This is a genomic window from Enterococcus casseliflavus, assembly GCF_029215545.1.
Lineage (GTDB): Bacteria > Bacillota > Bacilli > Lactobacillales > Enterococcaceae > Enterococcus_D > Enterococcus_D casseliflavus.
The window spans coordinates 2,230,918-2,244,469 of sequence record NZ_CP119393.1; the positions used below are offsets into that span (position 1 = coordinate 2,230,918).

Here is a 13,552-nt window from a genome sequence, read left to right on the forward strand (position 1 = left end):
CGAGCCAGAAGCCCTTTTGTTACTCGTTATTCCGCTCCTACCACTGCATGAGGCAAGTATGGCTCTTCCAAATACGCAATCTCTTCGGCAGTCAGCTTTAGATCAAGGGCAGGTAATGCATCTAATAAATAGCTTTCTTTTGTTGCGCCGATAATTGGTGCGACCACTTGTTCTTTTTGTAATAACCATGCCAAGGCGATTTGCGCCCGTTTGCTTTGGTGTTTGTCAGCGATCTGTGCGACCCGCGCCACGATCTCTCGGTCTTGTTCCATCGTTTTGTCGTACTTTTGATTGGCGGTTTTATCCGTTAAGTACCGTTTGGTCTCTGCACCCCAATCTCTTGTTAACCGTCCAGCAGCCAATGGGCTATATGGCGTCACGGCAATTTTTTGATCGGCACACAAGGGCATCATTTCCCGCTCTTCTTCTCGATAAAGCAAGTTCAAGTGATTTTGCATCGAAACAAATTTGGTCCAGCCATTTTTTTCGGCGACTGCTTGTGCTTTGGCAAATTGCCAAGCGTACATCGCAGATGCGCCGATATAGCGTACTTTTCCAGAAACTACCAAATCATGTAATGCCTTCATGGTTTCTTCAATTGGCGTGTGGTAATCCCAACGATGGATGATATACAGATCAATGTAGTCCATTTGCAGGCGTTTTAAGCTTTGTTCGACTTGATAAAAAATCGCTTTTCGGGATAAGCCTCCACTGTTAGGTCGCTGTTTCATTTTAGAATATAGTTTTGTGGCAACCACGATCTCATCCCGGGGTGCAAAATCATTCAATGCTCGACCGACGATTTCTTCGCTCGCTCCATAAGAATAGACATTTGCCGTATCAAAAAAGTTGATGCCCAGATCCAAGGCTTTTTTGATGACTTCACGACTGTCGTCTTCTTCTAACACCCACTCATGAAACCCGCTGTTGGGATCGCCAAATCCCATTGTCCCTAAACACAAAGGTGACACATCAAGTCCTGTATTGCCAAATTTTACATAGTCCATTTGTACGTCCTCCTGTTTTTTTAAGTTACACTAAGCATACAGGTTGAAGTGCACTCTAAGTCAAGCGAATCTATAAACTTTTTTTTATTTTACTGTCAATTGACTCAAAAGGACATGCTTTTTGTCGTGCGTTTCATTTCAAATCAGCTTTTGGTACACTAAAGATAAGTATTGATACGCTATCTAGCCGAGAAAAAGGAGCGAAAGATTTTGACTTGTATTTTTTGTACTGCCTCAAAACATGCGATCATTGAAAACGAACGCTTTTATGCGATCGCTGATAAGTACCCCGTCACCCCTGGACACTTGCTATTGATCCCCAAAGCGCATCGCAGGGATTATTTTGCTCTCACCCAAGAGGAATTACAAGACTTGCAGGCTTTGTTGCAGGAAGGCAAAGCTTATTTATTGGAAACCTATCGACCAGACGGCTTCAACATCGGCTTCAATTGCGGGGAGGCTGCTGGACAGACGATCTTTCATTGCCATTGTCATTTGATCCCACGCTACCAAGGCGACGTGGAGCAGCCAAACGGCGGCGTTCGAGGCGTGATTCCTAACAAGCAAGCCTACTAAACACAAACAAGCCGTTTCTCCAGCAAAGGGAAACGGCTTGTTTATGTTTGTTAAAATGAGGACGCTTAGGAATTGATTGCTGAATGATTCATCAATCGATTGATATGAACGCCTAGATAGACGATTTCATTGACAGGGATCTTCGTTTGGTATTCTTTATCGATATAGGCTTTGACTTTTGTCGCAATCTCCATAGCATTCGGATAAAGAGCCCACATTTGACGGTATAGTCCTTCATCTTCTTCTTGCAGCAGCCCATCCAAAAAGAATCGGTCAACGAAGAAACGCACGTGGGTGATAAAGCGATTGTAATGGATCGAATTGGTGTTGACGTCTTGCTGGATCGAGTAGCGCACCATATTGACGATCAACCCGATCAATTTGGCCTTTTTCAACCCATCTTGATTTTCCTCGGTGTTCGACTGGGCATTGATCAAATGAAACGCGATATTGGAGGCTTCTTCTTCTGGCAGCTCAATTTGATACTTCTCTTTCAACAAGCGTAGTGCCTGTTCGGCGGCTCGAAATTCATCTGTATAGTAATTTTTGATTTCCCAATAGAGCCGATTCGTCACACTCAAGCCTTTTTGCTGACGTTCTACAGCAAAGTGCAAGTGATCCGATAAGGTGAGGTAAATCGTTGAATTTAGCGGATATGGCAGCATTTTTTGCGCCAGCTGGACGATTTCTTTGGTCATTTCAAAATAGTACAACGGAATCTCATCCACTAAATCGGCAAACTGACCTGATTTTTTTTCATCGATTGGCAGAAAAACTTGATCGATCTGGGTATCGGCTATGCTGTCGCCGACTTTCTTTCCATAGCCGATGCCTTTCCCAAGTGCAATCATTTCTTGGCCTTCCTTATCAACAAGTACGACACTTGAATTTAAGACTTTCTTGATGTAAATCATGCACTCTCGCTCCTCACTGTTTATTCTGCCAAACTTGCGCCATTGGTGGCGATCACTTCTTTGTACCAGTCGAAGGAATCTTTTTTCAAACGGTCATAACTGCCGTTTCCTTCATCATCGGCATCCACATAAATGAAGCCATAGCGTTTCGTCACTTGTGACGTCCCAGCACTGACCAGATCGATCGGTGCCCAAGAAGTATAACCAATCAAATCGACCCCTTCATCGATGGCTTCCTTCATTTGTTTGAAGTGTGCCTTGAAATAATCGACCCGATACGGATCATGCACTTGGCCGTCTTCAAGGACATCCACGGCGCCCATACCATTTTCAACGATCATTAATGGCACTTGATACCGATCATACAATGAAAGCAAGGAGATTTTCAAGCCTTTAGGATCGATCTGCCAGCCCCATTCAGTTGATGGCAGCTTGGGATTTTTTACTCCTAAAACCGTATTGCCCGGTGTCCGTTCGGCATTTGGATCACCTGATTCGGCCATAGACATATAATAACTAAAGGAAAGAAAATCAACGGTGTGATCTTTTAAGATTTGGCGGTCTTCTGGTGCCATTTCAATCTTGATGCCGCGTTTTTCCAGATCTTTTTCAATCATTCGCGGATAAGCCCCTTTGACTTGAACGTCCGCATAAAAATCATTTTCCAAGTTTTTCTTTAAGGTCAATTCAACATCCAATGGGTCACAAGTCAATGGATACGTCATTAGTTTCGTTAACATACAGCCAACTTTATTGTTTTGGTTTTTCTCATGAGCGATTTTGGTCACTAATGAGCTGGCAACAAATTGGTGATGGAGCGCTTGATATACGTCTTGCTCTTCTTTGCCTGCTTCTGATTGTTCTGGAATGATGCCTGCTGTTGTAAAGGGATGACGATGGATACTGTCGATTTCGTTAAAGGTCAGCCAATACTCCACATACTCCCCAAATTCTTCGAAACAGACGGTTGCAAAGCGGACAAAGTCATCGATCACTTTGCGTTCCACCCAGCCATTGTACTTCAAGCTAAGCGCTAGCGGCATTTCATAGTGAGACAACGTTACGATCGGTTTAATCCCCAAGCGCTGCATTTCTTGAAAGACATTGCGGTAAAAAGCGATCCCTTCTTGATTGGGTGTCGTTTCTTCCCCGGTTGGGAACAAACGGGTCCACGCAATCGACAATCGCAACACTTTAAAGCCCATCTCCGCAAACAAAGCCAAATCTTCTGGATAGCGGTGATAGAAATCGATTCCTCGCCGTTTTGGATAGATGGTATCTGTTGGATCTGCCATCGCTTCTTTGACGGCTTCTACGGTCACGCTCATGTGCGCCGCATAATCTTTGTTATCGACATGAGGTTTGTAGGTCGCCACATCCGCCACCGACAAGCCTTTGCCGCCAAGATTCCAACCTCCTTCTACTTGATTTGCGGCGATAGCGCCACCCCATAAGAAGTCCTTTGGAAAAGTTGTTTCAGTCATTTTTTCAATCCCCTTTTTACATTGTTTTTGTTGCATTACTCATTTGTTTAGACGAGCGGTGCGATCGATAGGACACCTTGGCCGCTTTGCTCATCGGTTGATTCGATCGTTTTGACCGTAAAGCTTTCTTGATTGGTGACCACACAGATCACGATTGGATCAAAACCAGCTGCTTTGATGGCATCTAGATCGAATTGGATCAGCGGTTGCCCTTGTTTCACTTGATCCCCCGCTTTTACGTAAGGGGTAAAGTGTTTGCCTTCTAATTGGACGGTATCCAAGCCGATATGAAAGAGCAGTTCTGCGCCATTACGGGTTTTTAACCCGATCGCATGGTTGGTTTCAAACAACATCGTGATCTCGCCATCTTCAGGTGCGATCAATTCGCCAGACGTCGGAATGATCCCGAACCCTTCTCCGATCATGCCGCTTGAAAAGACTTCATCGTTGACTTCAGATAAAGCTACCACTTGCCCATCTACTGGTTTGCTCAATACTTCGGCTTTGGGATCGGCAACCGTCGTCTTGTTTTCTACCACTTTGTCTTTGAATAAGAAAAGGACAAGGACAAAAGAAACAGCAAAGGATACCCCTAACGTGACCAATGCCCACACAAGATTCATCGGGTTGGCTTCATCCACGAACATAGTGATACTTGCTAGACCAGGGCCAACTAATGCGAAGGCCTTGATGGCAAACAAACCAGCCACCGCTCCACCAACTAGGCTGGAAGCCATCACGCCGTAAAGCACTCGTTTATGCAGGATCGTCACCCCATACAAAGCAGGCTCGGTGATGCCAAAAAGGGCGGAGATGCCTGCAGAAACAGCGGTTGAACGAAGTTTTTGGTCTTTGGTCCGAACACTCACCGCAAAACAAGCACCAGCTTCTGCAATGTTATGTGCCAATGAGGCAGGCAAGTATAACAGCTCTGCCCCCATCTCACTCATGGACGAAACAGCATAGGGAATCATGGCTTTGTGCATACCAGTAACCACCATCAATGGTAAAACAGCGGCTAAGATCCCTGTTGCCACCCAACCTAAATGGGCATACAGCCAAATGATCGCTGCTGAAAAAATCGTCCCGACTTCAAAGCCTAATGGGCCTAAAATCAATAAAGCAACTGGAACCGTAATAACTAAGCTCATCATCGGAACAAAGAAGATACGGATCGGTTTTGGTGAAATTCGGGTAAACAGCTTTTCAATTTGAGCGTAAAATAAAACCGTTAAAATTGCTGGAAATACTTGTGACGCATAGGCGATATTTTGTAAACCGAAGCCCATGAACGCTGCGCCATCTGTCAATAGTGTCGTTAGTTCAGGCAAAATCAAGGCACCGACAGCGGAAACCGCCACCAATTGGTTGACCTTTAATTTATTTGCCGTGGTGATCGCCACTAAAATCGGTAAGAAATACAATGGTGCGCCACCGATCAGATTCAAAATTTGATACGTCTGGCTCGTATTGTCCATCAATCCAGTGACAGAAGCAAGTAACAGTAAGGATTTCAAGACGCCCCCACCGGCGACCGCTGGAATCAACGGTTGAAAAATCGAGATAATAAAATCAAGCAGGACCGCACCCCACGATTGTTTTTGTTTCGCTTCACTTCCTCCATCCGCTGTTAGCTCATGACCTAACACGTTCATAACCTCATCATACACTTCAACGACATCATTGCCGATGATGACTTGGCATTGAACATTTTGTCGCACCCCAATCACGCCATCGACTTTTTCCAGGGCATCTTTTTGTACGAGGCTATTGTCTTTTAAGGTAAAGCGCAAGCGTGTGGAGCAATGTTCCAAATGTGCGATATTTTCTTTTCCGCCAATCAACTCAACGATGGCAGTTGCCGTTTCTTTTACATTCATAATTTTCTTCTCCTTTAATTAGTTTTCCTTTGTTGGCCAAACAAAGAAAAAAGCAGGCAGCACCTACAAAAACATTGAACGGAATCCAACGATCCCTTCCATGTTTTTTATAGGTCCTGCCTGCATTACCAGTCACATGCCTGTTTTATTACTTGCATAATACCATGCTTTATTTGAAAACGCAACCACCGTTTTAAAAATATTTTGCTAAGCCTTTTGCTGAAACGAGAATTTTGCTACACTTAGTGGATAATCAGTTGTTTCGTCTTCCTTGGCTTGCACCAGAAGCAAGAAGAACATCGCTGGCTAAACGTATCACAAGAAAGGATGAATCGGATGACTCCATTGAATCACTCACTGCATGTTGCCGTCCCAACAGCATTTGATCATGCAGAAAGACTTGACACGAAAAGGACGATCGCTCATATCTTGCAACTGCAAAAGCAAGGGATCAAATCGGTTTTGATGTGCGGCTCCACCGGTGAACAGCACTCATTGACCTTAACAGAAAAAAAACAGCTTCTACATGACTTAGCGCAAGAAACCAGCTGGGCAGCCGATTTCGAAGTCCTCTTCGGTTTAGCTGGCATCGTATTTCATGAAACGCTCGCGTTGGCAGAAGCAATCAGCAAAAATCCCCGAATCGATGGTGTGGTTTTAGGCTTTCCCCCTTATCTTTGCCTGACGCAAAAGGAAGCCGTCCTCTATGCTCAGGGATTGATCCATACTTGCGAAAAACCAGTTATTTTATACAACAATCCCCGCCGCACGGGCTTTGATTTATCTGCAGAAAGTCTCTTGACCCTGATCGCTAACCCTCGGGTGATCGGCTTAAAAGAAGCTGGCAGGAAGGAGCGAGTGCCTCAACTAAAAACAAAGACGGCTGCCGATTTTCGCTTTTATGCTGGTGGTGAAGCGGACTTGGCGGAAAAGGTCGCACTAGGGTTTAACGGGCTGTCATCAATGGCAGGAAACCTTTGTCCCAAGGAGATCCAGGTGATTTGGCAGGGCTTATTGAAAGGTGATGCAACGATTTCTACGTCGAATGAATGGCAGAAAATGGAACAAGCAGCTGCTGGCGATCCAACCAATACCATCAGTTACCTTCCGTGGCTCAAGCAGCAAATCACCATTGATGGACAGCCCTTTGGCTTTTGTCGTCAGCCGCTAGGTCTAGAAACAATTGATCGGTTTGGCACTGGCTCAATTCCCCCTCATTTAGCACATGAAAGGCAGGAGAACCAGACAAATGAAGATTGATGCACCGATTGATCCACAACTAAAGCACTATATTGAAAGCTCCATCATCCCGCAATACAACCAATTGGATAGCAGTCACTCCCCAGCGCACGTCCACCAAGTGATCCAAAATAGTTTTGAAATTGCTGAAACATTGCCCGTTGACCTGAATATCGTCTATACGGTAGCTGCCTACCATGATATCGGCTTGCTCTATGGCCGCAAAAACCACGAAAGCAATTCCCGCAAGATCGTTGAACAAGATGCTGTGTTGCCACGCTTTTTCTCTCCTCCAGTCATTTCAATGATCGGCGAAGCTGTAGAAGATCATCGCGCCTCGCTGCCCTATGAGCCTCGCTCGCTTTATGGCAAAATTATTTCCGAAGCCGATCGCGACTTAAATTTTGAGCGAATCCTCAAGCGTACCTTGCTTTTTGCTTATGAGAAAAAGCAGCTGACAGATTTAGAACAATTGCATCATGAAGCGTATCAGTACATTTCAAAGAAATACGGTCCTCAAAGTGAGCTGAAGGTTTGGTTGGATTATCGCAAAAACCAAGACGGTTTGGCGATCATCTATCAAAAATTAGCACAACCTGAAAGCTTCCGTCACTCCTTTGAAAAAATCGTGCCGTTAGTTATCGCTACAAGCAAAGAAACTGACGATTGACACTTTGATCCAGCACCAGACTTCAAATAGGAACCCTCTGATTCAGCGCCGCAGTTGTGTCTGCACTGAATCAGAGGGCTTTTACTGTTATTCTAAACGTTCTTTCTCCACTAAAATCCCCCGCCCCTTCGCTGCTCCTACGCGTCTATTCAAATCAAAGGGCAGCAAGTGGTTTTCTTCAATCAACAGACGCCCCTTCTAAATAACCTTCCTTTTTTCACCGAATTTACTCTTTGTAAGCAAGATAGTTTGCTGAAAATAAAAAAAATGGTATTTTTATTTTATCAAGTGATAAAATATTAGGAGGAATCGTTATGTTTTTGGCAATCAATGAAATACGCCATTCCAAATTGCGTTACGCCCTAGTCACAGGGGTCATGTTTTTAATCGCCTATTTGGTCTTTTTTTTAACTGGGTTAGCTTATGGGTTGGCTCAAGATAATCGGATGGCGGTCGACAAATGGGAGGCAGATCAAATTTTGTTGACCGAAGAAGCAAATGATAATTTAAACATGTCGATGCTTCCTCGCAGTCTTTATGATGAAGTCGATGCACCAGAAAAAGCAGTTTTGGCGCAAACCGCTGGAGTTGTGACCAAAGAAGACAACGGTGAAAAAGTCGATGTCACCTTTTTCGGCATTGATCCAGATCAATTTTTAGCACCCAATATTACCGATGGCGAGATGTTTGCTTCAGATGATGAAGCGGTCGCCGACAGCAGTATTGAGGAAGAATACGGGATTTCCATTGGTGACACCATCAAATTAGCAGGCAGTGACAAAAAATTGAAAATCGTCGGTTTTACAGATAACGCCCGCTTCAGTGTCGCTCCGGTCCTCTACACCTCGATCGGTGCTTATCAAGAAATTCGTTTTGAAAAAGAAGATGATTCTAAAAATGCCCGTATCAACGCGATCGTGACTCGCGGCAAAATCAAAGAAGTGCCAGATGATCTGGTCGCTACGGATATCAGCAAATTTATTAATGAATTGCCTGGTTACAACGCGCAAGTGCTGACTTTTGGCTTTATGATCGGGTTCTTGATCGTGATCGCTGCCATCGTTATCGGAATTTTCATCTATGTGCTAACGATGCAAAAATCAGAAATTTTTGGTGTCATGAAAGCTCAAGGGATTTCTAGCCGCTACATTGCTTTTTCGGTGATCGCCCAAACGTTCTTATTGGCAACCTCGGGTGTTTTGATCGGTGGTTTGGCAACGATCGGTACCGCCCTCGTGTTACCTGCGGCAGTGCCATTCCAAATCAATCTATTATTCTTTGCTAGTATTAGTGTCATGATGATTCTGATTGCGATGCTAGGTGCTTTCTTCTCGGTGCGAACGATTGTAAAAATCGACCCATTGAAAGCAATCGGATAGGAGGAAAAAACATGAGTGCCATTGAATTCAAACAAGTCAAAAAATCATTTAAAGATGGGGACGCGACAATCGAAGCCTTGAAAGAAACCAACTTTTCGGTAGAAAAAGGCGAATTTGTCGCCATCATCGGTCCTTCTGGCTCTGGGAAAAGTACCTTTCTAACGATCGCCGGTGGTCTGCAAGCCCCCTCTGAAGGCGAAGTGTTTATCAATGACGAACCCTTCAGTAAACAAAAAGAAAAGCAACGGGCAAAAACTCGTTTCAAAAAGATCGGCTTTATTTTACAAGCTTCCAACCTTGTCCCTTTTTTGACGGTCAAAAAGCAACTCCAATTAGTGGATAAGGTCAGCAAAGAAACCCAAGAGCAATCAGCAACTGAATTGTTTGAACAACTTGGGATCGAAAAGCTGCAGAACAAATACCCCGATGAACTTTCTGGTGGTGAAAGACAGCGTGTGGCTATTGCCCGAGCACTCTATCATGATCCCACCATCATATTGGCAGATGAACCAACGGCGAGTCTTGATTCAAAAAAAGCCGTCGAAGTCGTCAAAATCTTAGCAAAAGAAACCAAAGAAAAACAAAAAGCCACCATTATGGTGACCCACGATACCCGTTTAACAGATTATTGTGATCGGGTTCTCGTCATGAAAGATGGCGTTTTAGAAGAAAAAGAACACACGAAAAAAGAAGCCGAATCAGATGATTCGCAGAAGGAGCAAGCATGAAAAAAATTATTGTTGTCGGTGCGGGCGTGTCAGGATTAGCTGCTGCTGTCCGTTTGCAAAAACTTGGCTATGACGTCACGCTCTACGAAAAAGAAGGGCAACCTGGGGGCAAAATGAATCAGATCAAGGAAAACGGCTTTACCTTTGATGTGGGTCCCACCATCGTGATGATGCCTGAAATTTATCGTGAAGTGTTTGAATTTGCTGGCGTTGATCCGAATGACTATATTCCTATGGAGAAAGTCGATCCGATGCTGCAGCTGTATTTTGCCCAAGACGAACCGCTGACCTTCTCAAATGACTTAGTAGAATTGACCAAAACGCTAGAAGCGATCTCAGAAGAAGATGCTCAAGGCTATTTTGCCTTTTTAGCAGATATTTACAAACGCTATGTGATCGCCAAAGAGTCCTTCATCACCAAGTCGTTTCGGACATGGCGAGATTTTTACAATCCCAAATCATTATGGGCAGGGTTAAAGCTGCGAACGTTTAGTGACGCCTACTCTTCCATTTCTAAATTTGTCAAAGATGATCGCCTGCGTAAATCATTGGCGTTTCAAACCTTGTATATCGGTGTCTCCCCTTACCAAGGGCCGTCCCTTTATACGATCATCCCTATGATCGAGTTGATGTATGGGGTCTATTTCATCAAAGGCGGCATGTATACGTTAGCCACTGGTATGGCACGTTTGTTCCAAGAATTAGGCGGTACGATCCATTACAATACGCCGATCGATGAATTATTGATCGAAAACAAGCAAACCAAAGGCGTTCGTGTCAATGGAGAAACGATCACCGCAGATGCCGTGATTTGTGCGGCTGATTTTCCTTATGCCATGGAAAGCTTGATTCCTGATGAATCAAAACGCGGCAAATACACCAATCAAAAAATCGCTTCGATGGATTATTCTTGTTCTTGTTTCTTGCTTTATTTAGGTCTGGACAAAAAATATGAGGATAGCGCACTCCACAGCATTTATTTTGCCAATGATTTCAAACGCAATGTAGACGATCTTTTCGAGGCTGGCAAACTGCCAGAAGATCCTTCCTTCTACTTGTATCGTCCAACCCTGAAAGATGCTTCCTTAGCACCTGATGGTCAAGAAGGTCTTTATGTTTTAGTCCCAGTGCCTGAATTATCTAAATTTGATCAATGGACGGATGAAACGATCCAAAGCTACCGCCAGCAGATCATTGGATTATTAAAAGAAAAAACGATCTTTACGGATATTGATGAACACATCGTGTATGAAAAAATGTATACGCCAAATACGTTCAATGATCGGTTCAATGCTTACAACGGTGCGACGTTTGGCTTGAAACCGACCTTGGCACAAAGCAATTACTATCGTCCCCATAATAAATTTGATTATGCAGAAGGTTTATACTTTTGCGGCAGCAGTACGCATCCGGGAGCGGGTGTGCCAATCGTGATGCAAAGTGCCAAGTTAGCTGTGGAGGAGTTGTTAAAAGATGACCGTTAAATCATTAAGCGTCTTTGATGAATACGACAACGATTTTTTATACTGTGAGGCCATCATAAAAAAGCATTCGAAAAATTTTCATACCGCCTTTTCTCAATTGCCAAAAGACAAAGCCCGCGCCGTCTATGCCGTCTACGCCTTTTGTCGACGTGCCGATGATGCCGTCGATGAAAAGCAAGACCCATTGTTGATCGAAGCCATGAAAAAACGCTTGGAAGAAATGCAAAAACAAGTATCAGACGATGCGATCGACTTGCCGCAAGCCATCCAGGAAGAAGATCCTGATGAAGCCATTTGGCGGGCATTGACCCTTTCTTTCCAACAGTTTGATCTGCAATTTCAACCCTTTTTCGACCTATTGGTGGGGCAAAAACAAGACCTTGACTTCCAGCAGCCCACCTCTGAAAAAGAGCTTTCTGACTATAGTTACTACGTAGCTGGCAGTGTAGGTCTGATGCTCTTGCCGATTCTCTCGCAAGCAGCCGCTGCGATTCAAGAGCCCGCCATCAAATTGGGTGAAGCAATGCAGCGCACCAATATTTTACGTGATATTGGCGAGGATCTGCGGATGGGCCGCATCTATTTGCCGCAAACGGTCTTGGCGCGATACAACCTTTCGCGAGAGGCTTTAGCAGCTGGCAATCAAAACCCACAGTTTATCGAGATGTGGGAACACGAGGCGCAACTTGCTGAGACGCTTTATCAGGAATCTTTTGTCATGATGCCGCAAATCGATGAAGATTGCCGTGAAGCTCTATTAGCAGCTGCTTTGATCTATCGGGAAATCTTGACTGTGATTCGCAAAAACAACTATCAAGTATTTGCTGAAAAAACAGCGGTACCGAAACAACGGAAAATCCAACTTTTGTTTACCGCGAAAAAAATGCTTCGTCAGGAACGTTGGGAGGGCTGACTTTGAACTTGCGAGAAAAAATATTACGAGTCGCAGAAAACCTGTTTATGCAGCAGGGGTATCAAGCAACTTCAACTAGACAGATCGCAGAAGCCGTCGGCATCACCCAACCCAATCTTTATTATCACTTCAAAGGCAAAGAAGCCATATATTATGAAGTGATGGTCTCTTTGGCACAAGAGGTTTCTGGAAAATTAAATCAGACTGTTGAAGATACTTCCTTGACGATCTCTGAAAAAATCTTAAACATGTTTCTTTTTTTAAGAAGTCGGCATCGCATCAATTTTTATATGATGATGCACGACATTCAGCATACCGTTTCCGAGGACACTTCTAAAAAACTGTACTTGCTTTGGCGGAAAAATTATAAAGAACCGTTTCTTGACTTGTTTCGTCGCAGTGATTCCAATCTCCGTTCGGATGTCGACCCAGAATTTGTCACCAGTCAATTGTTAGTACTGATGGCGGCTCATTTGGACTCACCAGAAAAAGAAGACAAGATGCCAGAAGCGATCGATTTGTTTTTATTCGGTGCACTAGGCAATGGGCCAATTGCGAAATAGCTGGAACGTTGGCTTTTGTCCCGAGAATAATCATTCGACGAATTTCTGACAATCGCGTACACTGATCCAGTAAACAGAAAATTAAAAGGATGGATGTACATGTCAAAAAATCGAATCGAAGCCTTTACCGATGCGGTCATTGCGATCGTAATGACCTTATTAGTATTGGAATTGCACCAGCCCGAAGGCGATACCTTTGCTTCTTTTTTAGGAGTGGAACAGCAATTTATTATTTATTTGATCAGCTTTGTGATGTTAGCGATCTACTGGAACAATCACCATCATCTATTTCAAGTAGTGTCTAAAATCGACGGTTGGACCTTGTGGGCGAATCATTTATTGATCCTGGCACTGACCCTCTTTCCTTTTGTAACGTCATGGGTCAGTCGTTATCCAGTCGCTCTTGCCCCACAGCTGTTATATGGGGCTGTCATTTTATTGACGGATTTCAGCTATTTCCTAGTTGGAAAATCCTTGGTTCGTGCCAATCCTGACAATCAAGCCATCGTAGAACTGTTTCGCGGATACAAGAAACTCTACTTTACGTTGTTTATCAACGTGCTGGCATTGCTCCTGGGCTGGCTGATCCATCCCCTATTTATCATCACACTGGATAGTCTCGTGCTATTATTGTGGGTGATCCCTGAGAAAAAAGTAGAAACCTTTTTAAAACAATAAAAACACTTGCGTCCTTCTCCTAAAAGCGGTGAATGAT

13 protein-coding genes are annotated in these 13,552 nt (G+C 44.0%); 9 read left to right on the top strand and 4 right to left on the bottom strand.

Going from position 1 to position 13,552, the window contains the following annotated elements:
* Window positions 1-26: 26 nt before the first annotated feature.
* A complete protein-coding gene (locus P0G38_RS10875) occupies window positions 27-1,007 on the bottom strand; it encodes an aldo/keto reductase (protein WP_086295029.1) in 981 nt (326 codons plus the stop codon).
* 210 nt (window positions 1,008-1,217) lie between these two features.
* Here P0G38_RS10875 and P0G38_RS10880 point away from each other — a divergent pair, with 210 nt between their 5' ends.
* Window positions 1,218-1,583 (top strand): HIT family protein, encoded by a 366-nt coding sequence (locus P0G38_RS10880; RefSeq protein WP_086292139.1) that lies wholly within the window; start codon window positions 1,218-1,220, stop codon window positions 1,581-1,583.
* Window positions 1,584-1,648: 65 nt separating this feature from the next.
* Here P0G38_RS10880 and P0G38_RS10885 read toward each other — a convergent pair whose 3' ends face one another.
* Genes P0G38_RS10885 through P0G38_RS10895 form a run of 3 tightly spaced genes read right to left on the bottom strand, consistent with a single transcriptional unit; the run spans window position 1,649 to window position 5,861 of the window.
* Complete coding sequence (locus P0G38_RS10885) at window positions 1,649-2,497, bottom strand: PRD domain-containing protein (protein ID WP_015509473.1); 849 nt, start codon at window positions 2,495-2,497, stop codon at window positions 1,649-1,651.
* A 20-nt stretch (window positions 2,498-2,517) separates the two neighbouring features.
* Window positions 2,518-3,981 (bottom strand): glycoside hydrolase family 1 protein, encoded by a 1,464-nt coding sequence (locus tag P0G38_RS10890; protein ID WP_275850906.1) that lies wholly within the window; start codon window positions 3,979-3,981, stop codon window positions 2,518-2,520.
* A gap of 47 nt (window positions 3,982-4,028) precedes the next feature.
* Window positions 4,029-5,861 carry a beta-glucoside-specific PTS transporter subunit IIABC gene (locus P0G38_RS10895; RefSeq protein WP_275850909.1) on the bottom strand — a complete coding sequence of 611 codons (1,833 nt, stop codon included), beginning with the start codon at window positions 5,859-5,861 and terminating at the stop codon, window positions 4,029-4,031.
* Window positions 5,862-6,197: 336 nt separating this feature from the next.
* On the opposite strand from P0G38_RS10895, the gene P0G38_RS10900 reads away from it, so the two are divergent.
* The 8 genes from P0G38_RS10900 to P0G38_RS10935 all read left to right on the top strand — a co-directional run bounded on the left by P0G38_RS10900 (window position 6,198) and on the right by P0G38_RS10935 (window position 13,515).
* A complete protein-coding gene (locus P0G38_RS10900) occupies window positions 6,198-7,121 on the top strand; it encodes a dihydrodipicolinate synthase family protein (protein ID WP_275850912.1) in 924 nt (307 codons plus the stop codon).
* Window positions 7,111-7,770, top strand: a complete 660-nt coding sequence (locus P0G38_RS10905) for an HD domain-containing protein (RefSeq protein ID WP_194185273.1) — start codon at window positions 7,111-7,113, stop codon at window positions 7,768-7,770. Before P0G38_RS10900 ends, P0G38_RS10905 begins: the two co-directional genes overlap by 11 nt.
* Before the next feature lie 314 nt (window positions 7,771-8,084).
* Window positions 8,085-9,149, top strand: coding sequence for an ABC transporter permease (locus P0G38_RS10910; protein ID WP_275850919.1), 1,065 nt, complete (start codon window positions 8,085-8,087; stop codon window positions 9,147-9,149).
* An 11-nt stretch (window positions 9,150-9,160) separates the two neighbouring features.
* Entirely contained in the window at window positions 9,161-9,877 is a 717-nt protein-coding gene (locus P0G38_RS10915) for an ABC transporter ATP-binding protein (RefSeq protein WP_005225713.1), read from the top strand.
* Window positions 9,874-11,361: a phytoene desaturase family protein gene (locus P0G38_RS10920; protein ID WP_151195355.1), complete on the top strand. Its 1,488-nt coding sequence runs from the start codon at window positions 9,874-9,876 to the stop codon at window positions 11,359-11,361. The genes P0G38_RS10915 and P0G38_RS10920 overlap by 4 nt, the downstream gene beginning before the upstream one ends.
* Entirely contained in the window at window positions 11,351-12,274 is a 924-nt protein-coding gene (locus tag P0G38_RS10925; RefSeq protein WP_275850926.1) for a phytoene/squalene synthase family protein, read from the top strand. The genes P0G38_RS10920 and P0G38_RS10925 overlap by 11 nt, the downstream gene beginning before the upstream one ends.
* A 47-nt stretch (window positions 12,275-12,321) precedes the next feature.
* A complete protein-coding gene (locus tag P0G38_RS10930) occupies window positions 12,322-12,837 on the top strand; it encodes a TetR/AcrR family transcriptional regulator (RefSeq protein ID WP_016610348.1) in 516 nt (171 codons plus the stop codon).
* Window positions 12,838-12,936: 99 nt separating this feature from the next.
* Window positions 12,937-13,515: a TMEM175 family protein gene (locus tag P0G38_RS10935; protein WP_010747949.1), complete on the top strand. Its 579-nt coding sequence runs from the start codon at window positions 12,937-12,939 to the stop codon at window positions 13,513-13,515.
* The last annotated feature ends 37 nt before the right edge of the window (window positions 13,516-13,552 follow it).

Excerpts from the sequence above, each read along its gene's own strand:
- P0G38_RS10875 (WP_086295029.1), bottom strand. The coding sequence starts at position 1,007 with ATGGACTATGTAAAATTTGGCAATACAGGACTTGATGTGTCACCTTTG.
- P0G38_RS10885 (WP_015509473.1), bottom strand. The coding sequence starts at position 2,497 with ATGATTTACATCAAGAAAGTCTTAAATTCAAGTGTCGTACTTGTTGAT.
- P0G38_RS10890 (WP_275850906.1), bottom strand. The coding sequence starts at position 3,981 with ATGACTGAAACAACTTTTCCAAAGGACTTCTTATGGGGTGGCGCTATC.
- P0G38_RS10895 (WP_275850909.1), bottom strand. The coding sequence starts at position 5,861 with ATGAATGTAAAAGAAACGGCAACTGCCATCGTTGAGTTGATTGGCGGA.
- P0G38_RS10900 (WP_275850912.1), top strand. The coding sequence starts at position 6,198 with ATGACTCCATTGAATCACTCACTGCATGTTGCCGTCCCAACAGCATTT.
- P0G38_RS10905 (WP_194185273.1), top strand. The coding sequence starts at position 7,111 with ATGAAGATTGATGCACCGATTGATCCACAACTAAAGCACTATATTGAA.
- P0G38_RS10910 (WP_275850919.1), top strand. The coding sequence starts at position 8,085 with ATGTTTTTGGCAATCAATGAAATACGCCATTCCAAATTGCGTTACGCC.
- P0G38_RS10915 (WP_005225713.1), top strand. The coding sequence starts at position 9,161 with ATGAGTGCCATTGAATTCAAACAAGTCAAAAAATCATTTAAAGATGGG.
- P0G38_RS10920 (WP_151195355.1), top strand. The coding sequence starts at position 9,874 with ATGAAAAAAATTATTGTTGTCGGTGCGGGCGTGTCAGGATTAGCTGCT.
- P0G38_RS10925 (WP_275850926.1), top strand. The coding sequence starts at position 11,351 with ATGACCGTTAAATCATTAAGCGTCTTTGATGAATACGACAACGATTTT.
- P0G38_RS10930 (WP_016610348.1), top strand. The coding sequence starts at position 12,322 with ATGCAGCAGGGGTATCAAGCAACTTCAACTAGACAGATCGCAGAAGCC.
- P0G38_RS10935 (WP_010747949.1), top strand. The coding sequence starts at position 12,937 with ATGTCAAAAAATCGAATCGAAGCCTTTACCGATGCGGTCATTGCGATC.